The following is a 21,070-nucleotide window of genomic DNA, read 5'->3' as shown; positions in this document are numbered from 1 at the left end:
ATGCGGAAGCGACCCGGACCGGATCGGGCCGGATCGGGCGAAATCTCGCGGTGTAGCCGGGGCGCATGCGGTCGATGATGAGGGGAAGGGACTACCGACGGAGGAGCCCATGGGACAGCGGATGACGGAGGACGAGGCGGAGGCGCACATACACGGCGTCTGCTTCAAGACCGGCCCGCCCGGACGGGTCGGTGTCGAGCTGGAGTGGCTGGTGCGCGACCCGGCCCGCCCGGGCAGCTGTCCGCCGCTGCGGCGTACGGCCGGGCTGGTGGCGGGAGACCGGCTGGCGCACGGCGGGCGGCTGAGCCACGAACCCGGCGGGCAGCTGGAGCTGAGCTCCTCCCCGGCGGACGGTCCCGCAGCCTGCATCCGGCGGACGGCCGCCGAACTGGAACAGCTGCGGGCGGCCCTGCGGGCCCGCGGCCTGGTGGTCGAGGGCAACGGACTGGAGCCGTTCCGGGATCCGCCGCGGCTGCTGGAGTACCCCCGGTACCGGGCGATGGAGCGGTACTTCGACCGGCTGGACGGGGCCGGCGGCTGGGGCCGGATGATGATGCGGGCGACCGCCGGGGTGCAGGTCAACCTGGAGGCGGGCGTCGGGCCCGCACAGCAGCGTGAGCGGTGGCTGCTGACGCACCGGATCGGCCCGGTGCTGGTCGCCGCCTTCGCCAACTCGCCTCTGTGGCAAGGCAGTCCGAGCGGCTGGAAGTCCACCCGGCAGCTGGTGTGGACCCGCCTCGACCCGGGCCGGACCCGGCCCGTCGCGACCGACGGCCCCGCCCCGGCGGACTGGGCCCGCTACGCGCTGGACGCGGGCGTGATGTGCCGGCCGTGCGGCGACGGGGACGGGGACGACGACTGGGGAGTGCCCGCCGGGCTCACCTTCCGCTCCTGGCTGGCTGGTTGCGACGGACTGCCCGCGCCGGGTACGGCGGACCTGGACTACCACCTGACCACCCTCTTCCCACCCGTCCGGCCGCGCGGCTTCCTGGAACTGCGCATGATCGACGCCCAGCCCGGCCCCGACGGCTGGATCGTGCCGACGCTGGTCGCCGCGACGCTGCTGGACGACCCGCGTGCTGCGGCCGCGGCCTGGGCCGCCACCGAGCCCCTGTGCGCCCCCGGGTCGCTCCTGCCCGACGCCGGCACCTGGGAGCGCGCCGCCCACCTCGGCCCCGAGGACCCGATCCTCCGCGAGGCAGCCCTGGCCTGCTTCGCCGCCGTCGAAACCGCCGTCGAAACCGCCGTCGAAACCGCCGTCGCCGGAGTCGCAGCCGACGCCCCGGCCGAGGACCCCGGGCAGGACTTCGGGCGACTCGTGGCCGGCTTCGCGGAGACCTACCTGAGCCGGGGCCGATGTCCCGCCGATGACCAACTCGCCGCACTGGAAGGTGTCGCATGAGCCTCGCCGACGAGGCGCGCGCCGCGCTGGAACGCGCCCGGCGCCGCACCCTCGCCCTCACCGACTGCCTGGACGACGCCGAACTCACCGCCCAGCACTCCCCCTTGATGTCCCCGCTGGTCTGGGACCTGGCCCACGTCGGCAACCAGGAGGACCTCTGGCTGCTGCGCAACGCCGGCCGCGGTCCCGGGATCCGGCCCGACATCGACCACCTCTACGACGCCTTCCGGCACTCCCGGGCCGACCGCCCGGCGCTGCCGCTGCTGTCCCCGGCCGAGGCCCGGGCCTACGACGCCGCCGTGCGCGAGGCCGCGCTGGCCCTCCTTGACGAGGTGGACACCGACGAGACCGACGACCCGCTGCTCGCCGACGCCTTCGTCTTCGGAATGATCGCCCAGCACGAGCAGCAGCACGACGAGACCATGCTGGCCACCCATCAACTGCGCACCGGCGCAGCGGTGCTGGACGCGCCCGTGCCCCCGCCCGCGCCGGCCGACGCGGCGGCGCTGCCCGCCGAGGTCCTCGTCCCCGCCGGGCCGTTCGTGATGGGCACCAGCTCCGAGCCCTGGGCGCTCGACAACGAGCGTCCCGCGCACCAGGTGGACCTCCCTGCCTTCCACCTGGACACCGTGCCCGTCTCCAACGCCCGCTACCAGGAGTTCATCGCGGACGGAGGCTACGCCGACCCCCGCTGGTGGAGCCCGGACGGCTGGGCGCACCGGGAGCAGGCGGGGCTCGAGGCCCCCCTCTTCTGGCGGCGCGACGGTTCGCGCTGGCTGCGCCGCCGCTTCGGGGCCGTCGAGGAGGTGCCGCCCGACGAACCGGTGCTGCACGTCTGCTGGTACGAGGCGGACGCGTACGCCCGCTGGGCCGGACGGCGGCTGCCCACCGAGGCGGAGTGGGAGAAGGCGGCCCGCTTCGACCCGGCCACCGGGGCGTCCCAGCGCTACCCCTGGGGCGACGCGGACCCCGCCCCGGACCACGCCAACCTGGGCCAGCGCCATCTGCGCCCGGCCCCCGTGGGCAGCTACCCGAAGGGCCAGTCGCCCACCGGCGCCCGGCAGTTGATCGGCGACGTATGGGAGTGGACGAGCAGCGACTTCCTGCCCTACCCCGGCTTCCAGGCCTTCCCGTACAAGGAGTACTCGGAGGTCTTCTTCGGCCCCGAGTACAAGGTGCTGCGCGGCGGCGCCTTCGGCGTGGACCCGGTCGCCTGCCGGGGCACCTTCCGCAACTGGGACTACCCGGTCCGGCGGCAGATCTTCTGCGGCTTCCGCACCGCCCGCGACGCGGAGCCGAGCCGCCGCGGAGCCGCCTGATGTGCCGTCATCTCGCCTACCTCGGCCCGGTGGTGGCGCTGGACACGCTGGTCACCGACACCGAGCACAGCCTGTTCCGGCAGGCCTGGGAGCCGCGGCGGCAGCGCCACGGCGTGGTCAACGGCGACGGCTTCGGCGTCGGCTGGTACCCGGACGGCGGCGGCGAGCCGGCCGCCCGGTACCGCCGGGCGGTGCCCATCTGGGACGACGCCAACCTGCCCGACCTGCTGCGCACCGCCCGCAGCGGGGCGGTGCTGGCGGCGGTCCGGGACATCACCGTGGGCAGCACGGCCGACGAGTCCGCCGTCGCCCCCTACCGGGAGGGGCCCTGGCTGTTCAGCCACAACGGCTCGGTCCCGGACTGGACCCGGCTGCCCGTCACGACACGTCCGCTGGAGGCGTACTGCGACTCCGCGCTGCTGTGGGAGCTGCTGCGGCAGCGGCTGCGGCGCGGCGAGCCGATGGGCGCGGCGCTGGCGGACCTGGTCCGGGAGGTCGCGGCCCGGCGTCCCGGTGCGCGGCTCAACCTGCTGCTCACCGACGGCCGTTCGATCGCGGCCACCCGCCACGGCGACAGCCTCTGGTACCGGGCCCGGCCGGGCCAGGTGCTGGTCGCCTCCGAACCCGACGACGACGCATCCGACTGGCAGGAGCTTCCGGAGCGGAGCCTGCTGCTGGCCGGGCCGGGGGGCGTCCGCACCACCCCGCTGCGGCCACCGGCGCCGCGGCGCCGCACGAAGGGCACCGGCATGACCCCCGACAGCTACGACAGCTCCGAGCGGTTCACCCTGGACGACCGGCTCCCCGTCGACCACCTCGAACGCGCGCTGCGCGAGGACGTGCAGCGCGGCCTCGCCGAGCGGCCGCGGTGGCTGCCGCCCAAGTGGTTCTACGACGCGCGCGGCAGCGAGCTGTTCGAGGAGATCACCCGGCTGCCCGAGTACTACCCGACCCGGGCCGAGCAGGAGATCCTGGTCCGCCGCGCCCCGGAGATCGCCGATCTGAGCCGGGCCGCCTCGCTCGCCGAACTCGGCTCCGGCTCGTCCCGCAAGACCCGGCTGCTCCTCGACGCGCTGACCGAACGCGGCACGCTGCTCACCTACGCGCCCCAGGACGTCAGCCCGTCCGCGCTGCGGGAGGCGGGCGAGGCGCTCTGCCTCGACTACCCGTCCCTGCATGTCCGGGCGACGGTGGCGGACTTCGAGCAGGAGATCGTGCTCCCGGACACGCCGGGACCGCGGCTGCTGGCCTTCCTCGGCAGCACCATCGGCAACCTGGACCGCGACGAGCGCGCCGGATTCTACGCCCGGCTGCGCCGCCGGATGAGCGGGGACGACCAACTCCTGCTGGGAGCAGACCTGGTGAAGGACCCTCAGGTGCTGGTCCGCGCGTACGACGACAGCCGGGGTGTGACCGCGGCGTTCAACCGCAACGTGCTCGCGGTGCTGAACCGGGAGCTGGGCGCGGACTTCGACCCGGACGCCTTCGCCCACCGGGCGGTGTGGGACGCCCAGCACGAGCGGATCGAGATGCACCTGGTGGCGGAGGCGGAGCAGAACGTCAAGATCCCGGCCCTGGACCTCCGGCTGGACTTCGCGGCGGGCGAGTCGGTGCGCACGGAGATCTCGTGCAAGTTCCGCCGGGAGTCGCTCGAGGAGGAGCTGGGACGGGCGGGCTTCACCGTGCGCGAGTGGTGGACCGACGGGCCCGGCCGCTTCGCCCTGCTGCTGGTGGTCCCGTCCCGCTGAACCACCCGCACCGGGCCCCGGCGGTGCCGGGGCCCGGTGCTGCCGGGGCGGGCCCTACGCCGCCCGCCGGTGCTGGCCCCGCATCGGGAGCGGCCGGACGCTCTGCACGGCCATCTCGTCACGCTGCTGCTCGGGCGTCAACTGCACGCCCACGTGGAAGTCCTGCACCAGCATCCAGCCGAGCGCGCCCGCGGCGATCGTGCAGAGCAGGCCGGCCGAGGCCAGCGCGAGCCCCGGCGTGGCAGAGCGGGCGGGACCGTTCCAGTGCCCGGCGTAGAGGCCGAGACTGATCGCGAACAGCGCCAGCGCCAGCACGTTCACGCCCGCGTGCATCAGGCCGGTCTGCCGCGCCCCGGATCCGCGGGGCACGCCGAGCGCCAGGTCCGCCGCGCCGGGCAGTGCGGCGAGCAGCGCGCCGCCGACGCCCGCGATGTTCATGGCGATCGCGAAGTTGAGCCAGAACTGCTGTCCGTTCGCGGCGTAGACCGCGAGGCCGACGAGCGTCCCGGTGTAACCGGCCACCGGGTACGCGATGAGCATGGGGTGGATGGGGTGTCCGGCGATCTGAGCCCTGCTGTACATGGCCACCTCCTGGGGAGACCGGACCGGTGCTGTTGCAGCGTCTGCCCAGGACGAACCGGCACCCAACATGCTGATCCGGGTGAAAGCCGCTGAACCCGGCGCAGGCCGGTGGCGTACCTCCTCACAGCACCGCAGGAAGGGGTAACACCATGAAGAAGAGCGCCTTCGCCCTCGCCGCCGCGGGCGCCGCGGCCGCCGGGCTGCTCGCCGCCGGCTGCTCCAGCAGCTCCACCAACAGCGTCAGCGGGCCGCAGGGCGGTAGCAGTTCGACCGCCTCCGGCGCCGCGACCGTGCAGACGCAGAAGTCGAGCCTGGGCACGATCCTCACCGACAGCTCGGGTCGCACGCTGTACCTGTTCAAGGCGGACACCGGCATGCAGTCCACCTGCAACGGCTCCTGCGCGATCGCCTGGCCGCCGCTGCTCACCAACGGCACGCCCAAGAGCGGCAGCGGCGTCGACGGTGCCCAGCTGGCCACCACCCACCGCTCCGACGGGAAGACCCAGGTGACCTACCACGGCCACCCGCTCTACTACTTCGCGGAGGACACCAAGGCCGGGGACACCCACGGCCAGAACGTCAACGCGTTCGGCGCCGAGTGGTACGTGCTGGGCAGCGACGGCTCCGCGATCACCACCCCGCAGTCCGGCGGCGGGGCGACCAGCCCGTCCACCGGTTCGAGCAGCGGCTCCGGCGGCTACGGCAGCGGGTACTGACCCCGCCTTCCGCTCAGCCGACGTGCACGCGCGGGCGCCGGGCCCGGTCGGGCTCGGCCTCGCGCAGCACCTCCCTGGTGACCGGGGCGACCTCGCCCTGGCCGAAGAGGAAGAACTTGAGGAACTGGCTGACCGGGTTGCCCTCGGTCCAGCCGAAGTAGATGTGCGGCTTCTTGCCGGTCGCGTCGCGGATGTGGAGCAGCAGCGCCGCAAGGGAGTTGGGGATCGACGAGCTCTCCAGCGACAGCACCCGGTAGCGCCCGCACATCACCTCCCCGCGGACGTCGACCGCGCTCTCGAAGTCGGACGGGTCCAGCACCGTCACCTCGACGAAGACCACGTCGTCATCCTCGGGGATGTTGTTGTCGTAGCGGGCCTGGCGCAGCTTCTGCTGATACTCCTCCAGGTCCCGCCGGGCCGGCTCGTGGGCGATGAGCCGGATGGTCCGGTGGGCCATGTCGAGCAGGAACCGCTCCGCCAGCGGGTCCAGCCGGACCTCGGTGACCCGCAGTTCGAAGGCCCGGCTGATCCGGGACAGGGCGGAGATCAGGATGATGCCCGCGATGAAGCAGGCGCCGATCTTCACGCCGTCCGGACGCTCGATCACGTTGACGACGGTGGTGTAGAGGAAGACCGCCGCGATGACGGCGAAGCCGATGGTCCAGTTGCGCTGCCGGGCCTTGCGCGCGGCGATGGTCACGGCGACCGCCGCAGAGGTGATCAGCACCAGCACGCCGGTGGCGTAGGCGCCGCCCTGCTTGTCCACGTTGGCGTCGAACAGCCAGGTGACCAGGAAGGCGATCAGGATGAAGACCAGCACCATCGGGCGCACCGCGCGGGCCCAGTGCGGGGCCATGCCGTAGCGCGGGAGGTAACGCGGCATCAGGTTGAGCAGTCCCGCCATCGCCGAGGCCCCGGCGAACCACAGGATGAAGATGGTGGAGAAGTCGTAGACCGTGCCGAAGGCCGAGCCCAGGTACTGGTGCGCCAGGTAGGCCAGTGCCCGGCCGTTGGCCGGACCGCCCGCCTCGAAGGCCTTCTGCGGGATCAGCAGCGTGGTGATGAAGCTGGTCGTGATCAGGAAGACGCTCATGATCACCGCTGCCGTGGTCAGCAGCTTCCTGGTGCCGCGGATCCGGCCGACCGGCTTCTCCTCGGTGTCCCCGGCGTCCCCCTCGACGTGCGGCATCACGGCGACGCCCGTCTCGAAGCCGGACAGGCCCAGCGCGAGCTTGGGGAAGACCACCAGCGAGAACCCGATCATCGCCGCCGCGTTGCCGTGCTGGAGCGTCAGCGCGTGCGACCAGTCGGTCACCACGTGCGGGGCCTGGAACACCTTCACCAGGCCGGTGATCACCACGACGACGTTGAGCGCCAGGTACACCCCGACCAGGACCACGGCCGCGCCGATCGCCTCGGTGAAGCCCTTGAGGAACACCGCGCCGAGCAGGGCCACCAGGACCAGCGTGATCAGCACCTGGCGTCCGTGCAGGGCGCCGGTCAGGTGCGGGTTCTCCACCAGGTGCGCCGCGCCGTCGGCCGCGGACAGGGTGATCGTGATCAGGAAGTCCGTGGCGGCGAAGCCCAGCAGCACCAGCACGAAGAGCTTGCCCTGCCAGAACGAGAGCAGGCGCTCCAGCATCGCGATCGAGCCCTCGCCGTGCGGGCTCTCCACCGCCACCCGCCGGTACACCGGCAGTGCGCCCGCCAGGGTCACGATCACCAGCACGACGGTCGCCACCGGTGACAGCAGTCCGGCGGCGAGTGCGGCGATGCCCGGCTGGTAACCGAGCGTGGAGAAGTAGTCCACACCGGTCAGGCACATGACGCGCCACCACTTCGCGCCCGCGTGCGCCGACTGGGGCGCGGCATGCGGTCCCTGCTGGTGCTTGGCCATGTCCGACAAGCCCTCCAGCAGCCACGCGCGCAGCCGCTCGCTCCGCGCGGGCGCGCCCCCGCGCGGGATGTCGGCGTCGGCGGCCAAGGCTGGTACCTCCTGCTGCTGGGCACACGGAACAGGGCCTGCGGCGAGCGTACGTACCGGCCGCCCGCCTGTCGTGCCGGGCAGGCGGCCGGGGGAACGGCCGCGGGCCGAGCGCCCGGCCGGGCGGACCTGAGACGGCGTCAGGCCGCCGCAGCGGCCGGGGTCTGACGCCGTGTCGCCTCCTCCATGGGGTGTAGGCCCGACGGCGGAGCCCCCCGGGGGTTCCCGGCACCTGCGGCGGATGCCCGGCCCTGGGCCGCGGGATAGCGTCGAGGAGTGACGACCTCCCTGCTCGCCGCGCTGAACCCGACCAGCGGCGCTTCGCTGCTCTCCGCCTTCGGGGCGCTGGCGGTGCTGGTGGTCGTCTTCCTGGAGGGCGGCGTGCCGCTGGTCGGCTTCTTCCTGCCGGGAGACACCCTGCTCTTCCCGGCCGGCGTGTTCTGCGCCGCCCACCGCACCGGGCCGCAGCTGACGCTGTGGCAGGTGCTGCTCTGCGCGGCGGTCGGCTCGATCGCGGGCACCCAGTTCGGCTACTGGCTCGGGCGGCGCGGCGGCCGGGCGGCGCTCGCGCGTTCGCGCTCGACCCGGGTCAAGTCGGTGGTGGCGCGCGGTGAGGAGCTGCTCGCCCGCTACGGCCACCGCAAGGCGATCCTGCTGGGCCGCTTCGTCCCGCTGGTGCGGACCGTGCTCGGCCCGGCCGCGGGCATCCTCGACGTGCCGGCCCGGACCTTCACCCTGTGGCAGGTGATCGCGGGGCTGCTGTGGTCCCAGTCGCTGGTGCTGGCGGGCTTCTGGCTCGGCGCGGCGGTGCCGGGCATCGACCGCTACCTGCTGCCGCTGGTGGCGCTGGTCGTCGTGGTCTCGGTGCTCCCCGCGGCCGTGCAGGCGCGCCGTCGGCAGCGTCCGCCCGCCCGGCGTCCGAGCGCCTGAGCCGGACCTTCCCATGAGGCTGTCAACGGTGGTTGACAGCCTCATGCTGTCAACCTACATTGACAGCATGAGCGATACGAGACAGCTCGCCGAGGCCGCGGGCAGCCGCGACCCGCGCATCGGCCTGCGGGCCGTGCGGGCGCTGCGGGAGCTCGCCGAACGGCTGGAGTACCTCCAGGTGCGATCCGCCCGGGAGCAGGGCTGGACCTGGCAGGAGATCGCCGCCGCCCTCGGCGTCAGCCGCCAGGCCGTGCACAAGAAGCATGCCAAGAAGGAGAGTTGACCCGATGCTGGAACGCTTCACGCAGCCGGCCCGGCGCACCGTGGAGACCGCCTTCCTGGAGGCGGTGCGACTGGGCCACGAGTTCGTCGGCACCGAGCACCTGCTGCTGAGCCTGCTGGCCCGGCCTGATCTGCCCGCGGGCGACCTGCTCCGCGCCCACGGCCTGGACCTGGAGACGGCGCGCACGGCCGTGCGCACCCTGCTCGCGGAACCGGGCCTGGACGCCGAGGCGCTGGCCGGCATCGGCATCGACCTGCAGGCCGTCACCGCCCAGGTGGAGGCGGAGTTCGGGCCGGGCGCCCTGGAGCGGGCGGCCAGCGGCACCGCCGTCGTGAGCCGCCCCCGGTTCACCGGCCGGGCCCGTCAGGTGCTGGCGCTGGCCGTCCGCGCGGCCCGCGAGGACCGCTCCCGCGGCATCGACGACGGCCACCTGCTGCTCGGCCTGCTCCGCGAACCCGGAGGCCTGGCCCGCCGGGTGCTGCTCGACCACGGCTTCGACCTGGCCGAACTGGAGCGCGCGGCACAGGAGTCGGCCCGGAACCGCGGCGGGTCGTCCTGACGCCGCGTCAGGGAGCGTGTCAGGGCGCGGAGTCGGGAATGCCGGTGCTCGCCGAGTAGGCCTCGACCGGGGTCATCGCCCGGTGGTTGACCACCACGGTCAGCTGGTGGCCGACCGGGGCGCAGACGCTCTTGTCGCTCGTCTGCGCGTTGGAGTCGGCCAGCGCCTCCTTGGTGCTGACCGCCGCCGCGCTGGCCGAACTGCTGGGGAAGACCGCGCCGGCCTTCCAGTCCGCGCCGATGAGCAGGGTGTAGTGGGTGGCCGCGGCGCTCGCCTTGAGGGCGGACGAGGGCAGGCCCAGCGCGGTGGCGATCGCATGCGCCTGGGCGGTCTTCCCGGCCGGGTAGGTCAGCGTGGTGGTGTCCGCGGTGCTGCCGGTCAGGGCGCTGCTGTCCTTGCTGAAGCCCTTGGCCACCAGCTGCTCGACGATCGCGCCGGCCCGGCCGGTCACGCCGGTGCCGTTCTCCACGCGGACCGCGATGGACGCGGTGGAGACGCTCGCCTGGCTGGTGGCGGCCACCGGGGCGGCTCCGGAGCTCGCCGAGGCGGAGGCGCCCGCCGAGGCGCCGGCCTTCCCCTTGGTGAGCGGGGTGTCGTTGGCGATCGACTGGAACAGCTTGGTCGCGTTCGGGCCGATCAGCACCCGGCCCTTGAGGGCGCCGGTGCCGTAGACGTACTGCATGGTGGTGAAGGTGATCCGGCTGGTCGGCACCTTGTTCAGGTCGTCGGCCAGGCCGATCAGCTTGGGGATGCTGCCGAGGCCGTCGTCCACCTTCAGCGCCTTCGTCGCGGCGTTCGCCAGGTCGTAGACCTTCGCCGGGTTGGTCAGCGTGCCGGCGCTCTTCATGGCCTTGATGGCGGCGCTCAGGTAGATGTGCTGGGCGACCGTGCGGCCGATGTCCGAGCCGTCGCCGAAGCCGTGCCGGGTCCGCACGAACTCGAGGGCCGCCTGGCCCTTCAGGGTGTGCGTGCCCTTCTTCAGCTTGAGGTGCGAGTCGGGGTCGTAGACGTTGTCGGTGACGCAGACGTTCACACCGCCGACCGCGTCGGACATGGAGACCACACCGGTGAAGGTGATCTTGACGAAGTGGTCGATCGGAATGCTCGTCAGCTTCTCGACCGCGTCGACCTGGCAGCCCTCGCTGTGGGTCAGCGCCGAGTTGATCATCCCGGTGCCGCCGCCCGCGCACGACGGCAGCTCGGTGACCAGGTCGCGGGGGATCGACATGACGGTGGCGTTGGACCGGTCCGCGGCTATGTGGACCACCATCTCGACGTCCGCGCGCTCGCCCTCGGCCGTGCCGCAGGCGCCGCCCAGCTTGCAGTTGGCGCCGCTGCGCGAGTCGGAGCCCATCACCAGGATGTTGATGGGGGAGCGGCCGAAGGCGTCGACCTTCTCCTTGAGCGCGGGCGCGCCACTGGCGTGCAGGGCGGAGGAGGAGATGTTGCCGTTCAGCTTGAAGTAGACGTAGGCCCCCAGCGAACCGGCGACGCCGACGACGCCGGCGGTGGTCCAGGCGAGGATCCTCAGGCCCTTCTTCCGGCCCTTCTTCGCCGCCTTGCGCGCCGCCGCCCGGCCGCCCTGCGCCGGGATGCGCCCGCCCGCTCCGCCGCCGCCGTCCTTCGTCGGGCTGCCGCGGCGGGCCGCGGCGCGGCCCCCGGAGGGCGGCGTCGAGAGGTCGGTCATGGGGTCACATCCTTGGGGCGGCGAGCCGGTCGGCTTCCCTGTCGGTCGGGGCTGACTGCCGTCCCCCGCAGTCGGATCCACCGCAGCGCAATGTAGCAAGTGTTCGTAGGGCGAACGTAAGCCCCGGCTGGCACTTTCCCGCGAATCCGCCTGAGGCCCTGTCAGTTCCTCACTCAGGGTGCAGAGTTGGGCACCTCCGGGTGACGGGCGTACGCCTGGGTCGGCGTGATCCCGGTGCGCGGACCCGTGGGAATTGTCCTGAATGTGCTGACATGGGCACAGCCCTTGGTGTCCGCCGCGGTCTGCGAGCCGGTGTTGGCCAGCGCCGCCTTGGTGTTGGCCGTGGCGCCGGGGGCGACGCCGCTGCCCGGGAAGACCACCCCGGACCGCCAGTCGTTGCCGACCAGCAGCACCAGCTTGGAGCCGCTGCCCTGCCGCACCGCCGACGAAGGCACCCCGAGCGCCTTGGCGACCAGCGCGGCCTGGTCGGCCTTGCCCGCCGGATAGGTGAGCGAGGTCCTGTCCGCGGTGCTTCCGCTCGCGGAGGTGGCCTGGGTGAAGCCCTTGGCGACCAGGGCGTCCTTGATCGCCCCGGCCCGGTGGTCCACGGCGGGGGAGGTGCCGTTCTCGACCTCCACCGCGACCGAGGCCGGGCTCACCGCGGCGGTCGTCGCGGTCGCCGACGGCTTGGCGCCCGTCGCGGCGGCCGGCTTGCCCTTGGTGAGCGGGGCGTCGTTGGCGATGGACTGGAACAGCTCCGTCGCGCCGGGCCCGATCACCAGGCGGTTGCTGTCGGTCGGGTCCTGCCCGGTCTGCATGGTGGCGAAGGTGATCCGGCTGCTGGGCACCTTGTCGATGTTGCCCGCCAGGCTGATCAGCTTGGTGATGCTGTCCAGCCCCTTGTCGACGGTGAGCGCCTTGGTGGCCGCGTCGGCCAGGTCGAGCACCTTGGCCGGGTTGGTCAGCGTCCCGGAGCTCTTCATCTGGTCCAGCATCGACGCCAGGAACATGTGCTGGGTGCTGGTGCGGCCCACGTCGCCGCCGTCGCTGAAGCCGTGCCGGGTGCGTACGAACTCGAGCGCCGCCACGCCCTTGAGCACGTGGTGCCCCTGCTTCAGCTTCAGGTGGGACATCGGGTCGTAGACGTTCGCGTCCACGCACACCGGCACCCCGCCGATGGCGTTGGACATGGAGACCACGCCCTCGAAGCTGACCTTGACGTAGTGGTCGATCGGGATGTTCGTCAGCTTCTCGACGGCGTTGACCTGGCAGCCGTCGCCCTTGTCCAGGGCGGAGTTGATCATCCCGCTGCCGCCGCCGGCGCAGGAGGGCAGTTCGGTGACCAGGTCGCGGGGGATGGACATGACCGTCGCGTTGGACCGGTCCGCCGATATGTGGACGACCATCTCGACGTCCGCGCGCTGGCCCTTGTCGGAGCAGTCGCCGCCGAGCTTGCAGTTGGCCCCGGCGCGGGAGTCGGTGCCCATCACGAGGATGTTGATGGGGGAGCGCCCGAAGGGGTCGACCTTCTCCTTCAGGCCCAGCGCGCCGGCCGCGTGCAGGTCGCCGGAGGAGATGTTGCCGTTGAGCTTCCAGTACTCGTAACCCGCGAAGGCGGCGACCACGCCGACGACCCCGGCGGTCGTCCAGGCGATGATCCGCAGCGCCTTCTTCCTGCCCTTCTTCGCCGCCTTGCGCGCCGCCGCCCGGCCGCCCTGTGCGGGAACTCTGGCCCCGCCCTCGGCAGTCGAGCCGTTGGCGCCACGGCGAGCCGCGGAGCGGCCCCCCTGGGGCGGCGTGGAAAGGTCGGTCATGGTCACATCCTCGGCTGCTGGTCGGGGTCGACGGTCTGGTGCTCCGAGGGACAGAGACTCCCCTGCCCCGCTCGGCGGTTCCACTCGTGCGCGTTCCGTGAAGCACCCGTGTGCCGCGTGCGCGCACCCTGTCGCCGAGTTCCTCCCTTGCTGTCCCATTCGTCCAACCCGGGGTCCACCCCGGAAGCTTGAAGGATCGACTCTGCCACATCCGGACAGGAGCCAGGCAAGGGTCCTGCCTCCTGCGCACGTTGACTCCTGTGAGCAGGGCAACAGAAAATGAGCCGACGATCGACCCAGTCCGCTCATCCAGCACCACCGGCCCCGAAGGGCGCAGTGCCCCCGTGATACTGATCGACGCAGTCTCCAAGCGGTACCCGGACGGGACCACCGCCGTCGACCGGCTGACACTCGAAGTCCCCGACCGCTCGATCACCGTGCTGGTGGGCCCGTCCGGCTGCGGCAAGACCACCACCCTGCGCATGGTCAACCGGATGATCGAGCCCACCGACGGCCGGATCCTGCTGGACGGCCGGGACATCCGCGACCGGCCCGTCAACTCGCTGCGCCGGTCCATGGGTTACGTGATCCAGCACGCCGGCCTGTTCCCGCACCGGACCATCGCCGACAACATCGCCACCGTCCCCCGGCTGCTGGGCTGGGAGCGCCGCCAGGCGCGCACCCGCGCGCTGGAGCTGATGGAGCGGGTCGGCCTCGACCCCGCGCTGGCCAAGCGCTACCCCTACCAGCTCTCCGGCGGCCAGCAGCAACGCGTCGGCGTCGCCCGCGCGCTCGCCGCGGACCCGCCGGTGCTGCTGATGGACGAGCCCTTCTCCGCCGTGGACCCGGTGGTCCGTAAGGGCCTGCAGGACGAACTCCTGCGCATCCAGGCCGACCTGGGCAAGACCATCGTCTTCGTCACCCACGACATCGACGAGGCCATCAAGCTCGGCGACATGGTCGCGGTGCTGCGCGAGGGCGGAAAGCTGGCCCAGTACGCCCCGCCCAGCACCCTGCTGTCCGCCCCTGCGGACGAGTTCGTCGAGGACTTCCTCGGAGTGGACCGCGGCATCCGGCACCTCTCCTTCTTCACCTCCGCCGGACTGGAGCTGACGGCCCGTCCGATCGTGGCCCTGGACAGCACCGCCGAGCAGATCCGCGCCCGGACCATCCCGCAGAGCGCCTACGTCCTGGTCACCGACACCGACGGCCGTCCGCTCGGCTGGGCCCACGCGGCCTCCCGGGCCGAGGGCGGGGACGAACTCGTGCCCCACGGCCACGCGTTCGTGCTCGGCCGGGACTCGCTGCGCTCGGCCCTGGACAGCGCGGTGCTCTCGCCCACCGGCTGGGCGGTCGCCGTCGACTCCGAAGGCCGTGCCGTCGGCGTCGCCGCGCAGGAGACCATCGCCGCCGCGATCCGGGCCGCCCACGCGGAGCAGGGGACGGCCGCCACCCGCGTCGCCGCCGGCTCCTCCGGAGAGGGCGCGCGCGGGTGAGCTTCTTCCACGTCCCCAGCGACCTGCAGAACACGTGGTGGGGCCTGGTCGGCTGGCACCTCGAACTCGCGCTGCTGCCCGTCCTGTTCGGCTTCCTGATCGCGCTGCCGCTGGCCCAGGTCTGCGTCCGGCTGCGGTGGCTCTACCCGCCGGTGCTCGGCGCGGCCACGGTGCTGTACGCGATTCCCTCGCTGGCCTTCTTCGTCGTCCTGATCAACTGGACCGGCCTCAGCGACACCACCGTGCTGATCCCGCTCACCGTCTACTCGCTGGTGGTGCTGATCCCGGCCGTCGTGGACGGCGTGCGCTCGGTGCCGGAGGACACCCGTGCGGCGGCCACCGCGATGGGCTTCGGCCCGCTGCGCCGCTACCTGGAGGTCGAACTCCCCATCGCCGTCCCGGCCATCATCGCCGGCTTGCGGGTGGCCACGGTCTCCAGCATCTCGCTGGTCTCCGTCGGCATGCTGATCGGCAACCAGGGCGCGTTGGGCAACCTGCTCCAGGACGCCAACAACTACCACCGGATCGTCTACGCCTGGGACGCGGTGCTGACCATCGCGGTCCTGGGCATCCTGGCCGACCTCGCCCTGGTCCTGCTGCGTCGGGTGCTGACGCCCTGGGCGGCGCGCGGCGGGAGGAGGAGCGGGCGTTGAGCATCTTCCAGTACCTGCAGTCCTTCTACAGCGACGGCTCCCGCTGGAGCGGGGCGGACGGCATCCCGCACCGGCTCTGGGAGCACGTCCTCTACTCGCTGCTGGCACTGGCCATCGCGCTGGCGCTGGCCCTCCCGGTGGGGCTGTGGACGGGGCACACGCGCCGCTTCGGCAACGTGCTGGCCGCACTGGCCACGGCGGCGCGGGCGCTGCCCAGCTTCGGCCTGCTGGTGCTGCTGACGCTGCTGATGGGCCTGGGGCTGACCCCGGTGATGGTCCCGCTGGTGGCGCTGGCGGTGCCCCCGATCCTGGTCACCTCCTACGAGGCGATCCGGACGGTGGACCCCAATCTCACGGACGCGGCGCGGGGGATGGGCTTCGGGGGGTGGCGGGTGCTGTTCCAGGTGGAGCTGCCGGTGGCGCTGCCCCTGATCCTCAGCGGGGTCCGCTCCGCGGCCATCCAGATCGTCTCGACGGCGACCATCGCGGCCTATGTGGCGTTCGGAGGGCTGGGCCGCTACATCGTGGACGGCCTGGCCCAGTTGAACTACGCGAAGGTCGTCGGCGGTGCGTCGCTCGTCGCTGCGCTGGCCCTGGCGACTCTGGGATTCTTCTGGCTCCTGCAGAAGTGGATCGTGTCGCCGGGTGTTCGTCGCGGCCGGTAGTGGCAGCTCCAGGGGCGCGGGGAACCGCGCGACCGGCCCACCCCCGAGGGAGGTCCGTCCCCGATCAACGGGCCGGACCTCCGCGGGTGGTGGCTGCTCGCGCGGTTCCCCGCGCCCCTGAGGGCTGCGCCCCTGAGGGCCTGCTGCCCCCGGGCAGGCGCCTGGCTCAGCTCTCTGCGCGAGCCAGGGCCAGCTCGAGAACGACGAGCAGCGCGTCTCGGACGCTGCCGCGTTCCCGCGCGTCGAAGAGGACGAGGGGGACGCTGTCCGGGATGTCCAGGGCCCAGCGGACCTCGTCGAGGTCGTGGTCGAGGTTCCCGTCGAAGACGTTGATCCCCACCGCGAACGGCAGGCCCTTGTTCTCGAAGTAGTCCACCGCCGCGAAGCAGTCGTCCAGCCGCCGGGTGTCCACGATGACCAGCCCGCCGAGCGCACCCTGCACCAGGTCGTCCCACATGAACCCGAAGCGGTCCTGACCGGGCGTGCCGAACAGGTACAGCTTCAGGCTCGGGTCGAGCGTGATGCAGCCGAAGTCCATGGCGACCGTCGTGGTCGTCTTGTGCGGAGTGTGCGTCAGATCGTCGACGCCCGCGGCGACTTCGGTGATCGACGCCTCCGTCGTCAGGGGCTCGATCTCGGAGATCGACCGGACGGTCGTCGTCTTGCCCACGCCGAAGCCGCCCGCGATCACCATCTTGACCGGGGTCGGCGGGCGCTCAGGCTGGTCGGTCGCTGTCACGCGGGAGACCTCGGGAGTCGGGGACGGCGCGAAGACCATCGATAACCCTTCGCAGAACGGAGACGTCTTGGTGGGCGCCGGCCTGCGGCGCGTAGACGGTGAGGTGCGCCGCGGAGCGCAGGTCCGCGGAGAGCACCCGCACCACGTTGAGGTGCAGATGGAGCATGGCCGCCAGCTCCGCGAGCGACTGCGGACGGCGGCAGGCGGCGACGATGTCGTGGTGCTCGAAACTCAGCGTGTCGAGTGCGGCGAGGCCCGCCGCCGTCGCGACCACCTGGGTTTCCAGGGGCAGTGACGCCGCGTCGGTGTCCGCTGCCACCCGGCCCGCGGTCACCAGGAACGGCCGCACGCTGAGGCTGCGTCTTGGCGCCTCCGGCGCGGGCGGCGCGCCCACGGTGTCGTCGTCCTCGTCGTCCCCCATGACGTACGGGCGCAGCGGGCGCACGTTCATCCCCTTGGACATGCCTCTGGCTTCCTCATCCGGGCTCACCTGCCGACTGGCTGGCCGACGCCGTTCTTCAGCTCGATGATCAGCTGCGGGCTCAGCGCGGCCCCGGCGCGGTTCGCGAACAGGGTCATTTCGTAGGCGATGTTGCCCAGCTTGGCCTCGTTCGAAGCGACCACGCCGAGCACGCAGCCGTTGCCGATCGCGGAGACGAGGAGGTGGCCGCCCTCGAGGTCGATGATGACCTTGTTGAGGCCGCCCAGGCCGTAGTTGCCGGAAGCGCCCGCGGCCAGGGAGGTGATGCCGGAGACGATCGCGGCCAGCCGCTCGGAGTCGGACTGGTCGCGGCGGCCGGAGACGGCGATGAGCAGGCCGTCGGAGGACACGGCGATCGCGTCGACGACCCCGGCTGTCTCGGTGGCGAAGCGGTTCAGCAGCCAGGTGAAGTCGGCCGCGGCGGACTGCAGATCGGTGGGCTCGGTCACGACCCACTCCTTCCGTGATCAGGTGTTTCGAGTTGTGCCTGGTGCGGGTCCTGCGGGAGGCGCAGGTTGTGCTGGGTGTCCTGGTGCGCCTGGGCGACGGCCGCCTCGAAGGCCTCGAGTTCCTCGCGGACCGCGTCGGCGTCGTTGCGCGGGGTGTAGCCGGCGCCGTTGGCCGAACCCGCGGCCCCGCCGCGGAGGGTCGCTCCGCGCACCCGCCGGCGGAGGCCCGACGGGCTCGCGGAATCGGCGGTGGCTCGCGGCGCCACTCCGGGGAACCCGCTCTCGCCCGGCGTCCGCCGCGGCAGCGCGTCCCCGGCCGTGGCGGCGGCCCCGGGACGGACGTCCACAGCGGCCCCGGCCGTGGCGCCCGGGCCCGGGCGTCCCGCCCCGGGAGCGGACTCCGGGGGGCGGCTGTACCCCGTGCCGCCCTCCGGACGGCGGACGTCCAACTGATCGTCGTACCAGGGCCGTTGTGCGTCGTCCCGCACCGCTCCCGCACCCGCGCCGGGGTGCCCGCCCACGGACGCGCCGGCGGCAGGAACCGGAGCGGGGCGGTTCTCCTCAGGGCGGCGCGGGTCGCCGGGGGCCGGGGCCACGTGCTCGTCGCGCCAGTCGTGTCGTCCGCCCGTCTGCCCTGCCCCGGGGCGGGTGTCCGCCGCGGCCCAGGCGGCGGCAGCTCCGCCCGTGCCGGAGTAGGGCGCCGCCGGGCCCGAGGCGGTCACCCAGGGCCGCTCCGCCGCCGGGGCCGGGGTCCACGGGGCGTCCAGGGCGGGCCGGTCCGTCGGCGCGGTGCGCCAGGGCGCGGCGCCGTCGGAGCCGGACGGTCCCGCGGCGGCTCCGCTCCAGCCGCCCGACGGCGCGTCAGGATCGGGGTAGGACAGGGGCGGACGCTGCTCCTCGCGCGGCGGCGCGTACCGCTCGTGCGTCGGGGACGATCCGGCCATCGGGGTGAGCAGCGCGGGCGGGGCGGTGATCCGGGCCGTGACGCCGCCGCCCGGGGTCCGCGACAGCGAGACGGTGACGCCCCAGCGCCGGGCCAGGGTGCCCACCACGAACAGGCCGAGCACCTTCGTCGGCACCAGGTCGAGCCGCTCGCGCCGCACCAGGCGCGCGTTCTCCTCGGCCAGCCGCTCCGAGGTCATGCCCAGGCCGTGGTCGATGACCTCCAGCACCGCCTGGCCGCCCTGCTCCCGGACGGACACCTCGACCTCGGTGTGTGCGGGCGAGAAGGCGACCGCGTTCTCCAGCAGCTCGGCCAGCATCAGCACCAGGTCGCCCACCAGGTCGGGGGCCACCTCGGCGTCGGTGTCGGCGGCCAGCCGGACCCGCTGGAAGCCCTCGATCTGGCCCAGCGCGGCGCGCACCACGTGGGTCAACGGGGCGGTGCGGCCGTCGAGTTCGGTTTCCTGGATGCCGGCCAGCAGCATCAGCGAGTCGGCGTTGCGCTGCAGGCGCACCGCGATGTGGTCGATCCGGTACAGCTGCTCCAGCAGCTCCGGGTCGGTCTCGCTGCGCTCGACCGCGTCGATCAGGCCGAGCTGGCGGGTCGTCAGGTTGGAGACGCGGCGGCCCACGTTGCCGAACATCTCGGCGATGTTCCGGCGGCTGAGCACCTGCCGCTCCAGCAGCGCGCCGGCGGTCTCCTGGACCCGGTTGAACTCGGCCGCCAGGGCGCCGATCTCGTCGTCGGTGTCGACGGCCACGGCCTCCAGTCGCACCGGGGCGTTGTCCTCGGCGTCGTCGTCGGCCACCCGGGCCAGCTCGCGCGAGGCGACGTCGGCGACGCGCCGGGCGGCCCCGGTCAGCCGCAGCAGCGAGCGCACCAGGGCGCGGCGGATCGCGGTCAGCAGCAGCGCCCACAGCACGAAGACGACCACCGCGCCGCCGATCCAGCCGAAGGCGCGGACCCAGCCCGCCCGCGACTCGGCCTGCGCCGAGGCCGCGATCTGCCCGATCAGCCGGTGCACTTCGGCCAGCCGGACCCCGGCCTCGTCGGCGACCGGCTTCTGCAGCGCCTGCGCGTTCGACTGGTACACCTTGCGCTTCGCCGCCGAGGCGTCGTGGGCGAGGATCAGCGAACCGCTGTTGACCTGCAGGTCCGCGTAACCGGCTTCCAGCGTTGCCTGGCTGGGGTTGTGGTCGACGATCGCGGTGAAGGTCTCCGCCTGTCCCGGCTTGGCCAGCGCGGCGAAGCGCGCGGTCTGGACGTCGTACTCGCTGCGGGCGCCGACCGCCTCGATGAACTCCAGCTGGGCGTTGTCGTCACCGGTGTGGGCGGAGATGACCGCAGTCTCCCAGCGGGCGTGGGCGGCGTCGGCGCGCAGCAGCGCGTCCAGCTGGTCGGCCAGGTCGTCGGTGCCGACGACGCCCGCGCCGGTGAGGTGGAGGCTGTCGATCAGGTCGCCGGTGATGGAGCCGTACGCGGAGTCGATGTTGTCCGCGGGAAGGTAGCCCTCGGTGATCGTCTTGCGCAGCGTCGACAGCGCGTCGATCGCCGCGAGCGGGGCGGCCTCGGTGGCGGGCAGGATGGTGCCGTAGTCCTGCCGGATGATCTGGACCTGCTTGTCCGTCAGATCACCCGCCTGGACGTAGCCGGACGGGTCGACATTGGTCATGTCGTACATCGACGGCCCGTTGAGGCAGGTCTGGAAGCACCAGCGCTCGGACAGCAGCAGCGCCTGCTGCTGCTCGGTCTGCACCAGGTCCACGAGCTCGGCGACCTGCTGCGAGGCCCGCACCAGGTCGGCCTGCCGGGCGGCGTCCTGGGCGGAGGACACCTGGGACTCCACGTTCACCGAGATCAGCGCGCCGATGAGCAGCAGCGGCACGACGACCAGGATGTTGAGCTTGCGCCGGAACGGCATCCGGTCCAGGCTGCGCTTCATACGGCGCACGAACGAGTCCGAGGTGGACAACAGAGCCCCCAGGCCCAGTCGGGACGGCAACGACGCGGTGGTTCCAGGTGGTGCATCCGGTGCGTTGAGCCCGCCCCCTCGAACCCATGACCGCACGGGAGACTACCGGGATTCGACCGGATTTGGCAGGGGCGAATGTGAACGGTGCGCTACAAGGGCTGATTGTGATCGCTGCGGCGTTGACTCCCCAGTCGGATAACGGATTTGATCGTGTGTGAGAAACGCCCGCACCACCAGACACACACGTCTCCTTCACCGGGTGGAACTGTGACAACCAGTAACGGAACTCGTATCGCCGCGGCGCTGGTCGCCTCTGCCGCCGCCGTCTCGCTCGCCGCGTGCGCGTCGTCGAAGTCGACCGCGAGCAGCAACCCGCTGGCCCCCTCCGCGGCGGCGGGCGGCGGCTCGGACTCCGTCACCATCGGCGGCAACAACTTCAGCGAGAGCACGCTGCTCGCCGACATCTACGGCGAGGCCCTCAAGGCCAAGGGCGTCAAGGTCAGCTACAAGCTCAACATCGGCTCCCGCGAGGTCTCCTACGGCCTGCTCAAGAGCGGCGCCGTGACGCTGATGCCGGAGTACAACGGCGCGCTGCTGTCCTACCTGGACAAGACCGCCATCCCCGGCAGCGCGGCGGACACCGACACC

The 21,070-nt window shown here is 72.6% G+C and carries 19 protein-coding genes and 1 pseudogene; 12 read left to right on the top strand and 8 right to left on the bottom strand.

Annotated features, from left to right (window positions below; genetic code table 11):
• Positions 1 to 109: 109 nt before the first annotated feature.
• The 4 genes and pseudogenes from egtA (at position 110) to egtD (ending at position 4,469) form a co-directional block, all read left to right on the top strand.
• Positions 110 to 1,402 carry an ergothioneine biosynthesis glutamate--cysteine ligase EgtA gene (gene egtA, locus ACFP3V_RS28940; RefSeq protein ID WP_380589784.1) on the top strand — a complete coding sequence of 431 codons (1,293 nt, stop codon included), beginning with the start codon at positions 110 to 112 and terminating at the stop codon, positions 1,400 to 1,402.
• Positions 1,399 to 2,721, top strand: a complete 1,323-nt coding sequence (gene egtB, locus ACFP3V_RS28935; RefSeq protein ID WP_380589782.1) for an ergothioneine biosynthesis protein EgtB — start codon at positions 1,399 to 1,401, stop codon at positions 2,719 to 2,721. Before egtA ends, egtB begins: the two co-directional genes overlap by 4 nt.
• Positions 2,721 to 3,368 (top strand): annotated as a pseudogene (gene egtC, locus ACFP3V_RS28930) (ergothioneine biosynthesis protein EgtC); the annotation flags it as partial. The gene egtB and the pseudogene egtC, both read left to right, overlap by 1 nt.
• Positions 3,369 to 3,470: 102 nt before the next feature.
• On the top strand, positions 3,471 to 4,469 hold the full coding sequence (gene egtD, locus ACFP3V_RS28925) for an L-histidine N(alpha)-methyltransferase (protein ID WP_380589856.1): 999 nt from the start codon (positions 3,471 to 3,473) through the stop codon (positions 4,467 to 4,469).
• 54 nt (positions 4,470 to 4,523) lie between these two features.
• Here egtD and ACFP3V_RS28920 read toward each other — a convergent pair whose 3' ends face one another.
• Complete coding sequence (locus ACFP3V_RS28920) at positions 4,524 to 5,051, bottom strand: DUF2231 domain-containing protein (RefSeq protein WP_380589779.1); 528 nt, start codon at positions 5,049 to 5,051, stop codon at positions 4,524 to 4,526.
• A gap of 149 nt (positions 5,052 to 5,200) precedes the next feature.
• Here ACFP3V_RS28920 and ACFP3V_RS28915 point away from each other — a divergent pair, with 149 nt between their 5' ends.
• Positions 5,201 to 5,767: a COG4315 family predicted lipoprotein gene (locus ACFP3V_RS28915; RefSeq protein WP_380589776.1), complete on the top strand. Its 567-nt coding sequence runs from the start codon at positions 5,201 to 5,203 to the stop codon at positions 5,765 to 5,767.
• 13 nt (positions 5,768 to 5,780) lie between these two features.
• Here ACFP3V_RS28915 and ACFP3V_RS28910 read toward each other — a convergent pair whose 3' ends face one another.
• A complete protein-coding gene (locus ACFP3V_RS28910; protein ID WP_380589853.1) occupies positions 5,781 to 7,664 on the bottom strand; it encodes an APC family permease in 1,884 nt (627 codons plus the stop codon).
• Between the two features lie 363 nt (positions 7,665 to 8,027).
• Here ACFP3V_RS28910 and ACFP3V_RS28905 point away from each other — a divergent pair, with 363 nt between their 5' ends.
• From ACFP3V_RS28905 to ACFP3V_RS28895, 3 genes are all read left to right on the top strand, one after another.
• Positions 8,028 to 8,681, top strand: a complete 654-nt coding sequence (locus ACFP3V_RS28905) for a DedA family protein (RefSeq protein WP_380589773.1) — start codon at positions 8,028 to 8,030, stop codon at positions 8,679 to 8,681.
• Positions 8,682 to 8,748: 67 nt separating this feature from the next.
• Positions 8,749 to 8,964 (top strand): helix-turn-helix domain-containing protein, encoded by a 216-nt coding sequence (locus ACFP3V_RS28900; protein WP_380589770.1) that lies wholly within the window; start codon positions 8,749 to 8,751, stop codon positions 8,962 to 8,964.
• A gap of 4 nt (positions 8,965 to 8,968) precedes the next feature.
• A complete protein-coding gene (locus ACFP3V_RS28895) occupies positions 8,969 to 9,523 on the top strand; it encodes a Clp protease N-terminal domain-containing protein (RefSeq protein ID WP_380589767.1) in 555 nt (184 codons plus the stop codon).
• 19 nt (positions 9,524 to 9,542) lie between these two features.
• Here ACFP3V_RS28895 and ACFP3V_RS28890 read toward each other — a convergent pair whose 3' ends face one another.
• Both ACFP3V_RS28890 and ACFP3V_RS28885 read right to left on the bottom strand, forming a co-directional pair.
• The gene (locus ACFP3V_RS28890) at positions 9,543 to 11,210 is read right to left on the bottom strand and encodes an LCP family protein (protein WP_380589764.1); all 1,668 of its coding nucleotides are present in this window, start codon (positions 11,208 to 11,210) and stop codon (positions 9,543 to 9,545) included.
• Positions 11,211 to 11,383: 173 nt separating this feature from the next.
• Positions 11,384 to 13,024 (bottom strand): LCP family protein, encoded by a 1,641-nt coding sequence (locus tag ACFP3V_RS28885; RefSeq protein WP_380589761.1) that lies wholly within the window; start codon positions 13,022 to 13,024, stop codon positions 11,384 to 11,386.
• A 344-nt stretch (positions 13,025 to 13,368) separates the two neighbouring features.
• On the opposite strand from ACFP3V_RS28885, the gene ACFP3V_RS28880 reads away from it, so the two are divergent.
• Genes ACFP3V_RS28880 through ACFP3V_RS28870 form a run of 3 tightly spaced genes read left to right on the top strand, consistent with a single transcriptional unit; the run spans position 13,369 to position 15,838 of the window.
• On the top strand, positions 13,369 to 14,520 hold the full coding sequence (locus ACFP3V_RS28880) for an ABC transporter ATP-binding protein (protein WP_380589758.1): 1,152 nt from the start codon (positions 13,369 to 13,371) through the stop codon (positions 14,518 to 14,520).
• Complete coding sequence (locus ACFP3V_RS28875; protein WP_380589755.1) at positions 14,517 to 15,173, top strand: ABC transporter permease; 657 nt, start codon at positions 14,517 to 14,519, stop codon at positions 15,171 to 15,173. Before ACFP3V_RS28880 ends, ACFP3V_RS28875 begins: the two co-directional genes overlap by 4 nt.
• Positions 15,170 to 15,838 (top strand): ABC transporter permease, encoded by a 669-nt coding sequence (locus ACFP3V_RS28870; protein ID WP_380589752.1) that lies wholly within the window; start codon positions 15,170 to 15,172, stop codon positions 15,836 to 15,838. Before ACFP3V_RS28875 ends, ACFP3V_RS28870 begins: the two co-directional genes overlap by 4 nt.
• A gap of 166 nt (positions 15,839 to 16,004) precedes the next feature.
• Here ACFP3V_RS28870 and ACFP3V_RS28865 read toward each other — a convergent pair whose 3' ends face one another.
• The 4 genes from ACFP3V_RS28865 to ACFP3V_RS28850 all read right to left on the bottom strand — a co-directional run bounded on the left by ACFP3V_RS28865 (position 16,005) and on the right by ACFP3V_RS28850 (position 20,422).
• A complete protein-coding gene (locus tag ACFP3V_RS28865; RefSeq protein ID WP_380589749.1) occupies positions 16,005 to 16,616 on the bottom strand; it encodes a GTP-binding protein in 612 nt (203 codons plus the stop codon).
• The gene (locus ACFP3V_RS28860; protein WP_380589851.1) at positions 16,555 to 16,998 is read right to left on the bottom strand and encodes a DUF742 domain-containing protein; all 444 of its coding nucleotides are present in this window, start codon (positions 16,996 to 16,998) and stop codon (positions 16,555 to 16,557) included. The genes ACFP3V_RS28865 and ACFP3V_RS28860 overlap by 62 nt, the downstream gene beginning before the upstream one ends.
• A gap of 65 nt (positions 16,999 to 17,063) precedes the next feature.
• Positions 17,064 to 17,507 (bottom strand): roadblock/LC7 domain-containing protein, encoded by a 444-nt coding sequence (locus tag ACFP3V_RS28855; RefSeq protein ID WP_380589747.1) that lies wholly within the window; start codon positions 17,505 to 17,507, stop codon positions 17,064 to 17,066.
• Positions 17,504 to 20,422, bottom strand: a complete 2,919-nt coding sequence (locus tag ACFP3V_RS28850) for an ATP-binding protein (RefSeq protein ID WP_380589745.1) — start codon at positions 20,420 to 20,422, stop codon at positions 17,504 to 17,506. The genes ACFP3V_RS28855 and ACFP3V_RS28850 overlap by 4 nt, the downstream gene beginning before the upstream one ends.
• Before the next feature lie 267 nt (positions 20,423 to 20,689).
• Here ACFP3V_RS28850 and ACFP3V_RS28845 point away from each other — a divergent pair.
• The coding region (locus ACFP3V_RS28845) for a glycine betaine ABC transporter substrate-binding protein (RefSeq protein WP_380589742.1) at positions 20,690 to 21,070 on the top strand (381 nt) is incomplete at its 3' end.

This window comes from Streptacidiphilus monticola (assembly GCF_042658505.1).
GTDB lineage: Bacteria > Actinomycetota > Actinomycetes > Streptomycetales > Streptomycetaceae > Streptacidiphilus > Streptacidiphilus monticola.
The sequence above is the reverse complement of the archived record's forward strand: the minus strand, read 5'-3'. Positions and strand labels throughout refer to the sequence as shown.

Excerpts from the sequence above, each read along its gene's own strand:
- egtA (WP_380589784.1), top strand. The coding sequence starts at position 110 with ATGGGACAGCGGATGACGGAGGACGAGGCGGAGGCGCACATACACGGC.
- egtB (WP_380589782.1), top strand. The coding sequence starts at position 1,399 with ATGAGCCTCGCCGACGAGGCGCGCGCCGCGCTGGAACGCGCCCGGCGC.
- egtD (WP_380589856.1), top strand. The coding sequence starts at position 3,471 with ATGACCCCCGACAGCTACGACAGCTCCGAGCGGTTCACCCTGGACGAC.
- ACFP3V_RS28920 (WP_380589779.1), bottom strand. The coding sequence starts at position 5,051 with ATGTACAGCAGGGCTCAGATCGCCGGACACCCCATCCACCCCATGCTC.
- ACFP3V_RS28915 (WP_380589776.1), top strand. The coding sequence starts at position 5,201 with ATGAAGAAGAGCGCCTTCGCCCTCGCCGCCGCGGGCGCCGCGGCCGCC.
- ACFP3V_RS28910 (WP_380589853.1), bottom strand. The coding sequence starts at position 7,664 with ATGGCCAAGCACCAGCAGGGACCGCATGCCGCGCCCCAGTCGGCGCAC.
- ACFP3V_RS28900 (WP_380589770.1), top strand. The coding sequence starts at position 8,749 with ATGAGCGATACGAGACAGCTCGCCGAGGCCGCGGGCAGCCGCGACCCG.
- ACFP3V_RS28895 (WP_380589767.1), top strand. The coding sequence starts at position 8,969 with ATGCTGGAACGCTTCACGCAGCCGGCCCGGCGCACCGTGGAGACCGCC.
- ACFP3V_RS28890 (WP_380589764.1), bottom strand. The coding sequence starts at position 11,210 with ATGACCGACCTCTCGACGCCGCCCTCCGGGGGCCGCGCCGCGGCCCGC.
- ACFP3V_RS28885 (WP_380589761.1), bottom strand. The coding sequence starts at position 13,024 with ATGACCGACCTTTCCACGCCGCCCCAGGGGGGCCGCTCCGCGGCTCGC.
- ACFP3V_RS28865 (WP_380589749.1), bottom strand. The coding sequence starts at position 16,616 with ATGGTCTTCGCGCCGTCCCCGACTCCCGAGGTCTCCCGCGTGACAGCG.
- ACFP3V_RS28860 (WP_380589851.1), bottom strand. The coding sequence starts at position 16,998 with ATGGGGGACGACGAGGACGACGACACCGTGGGCGCGCCGCCCGCGCCG.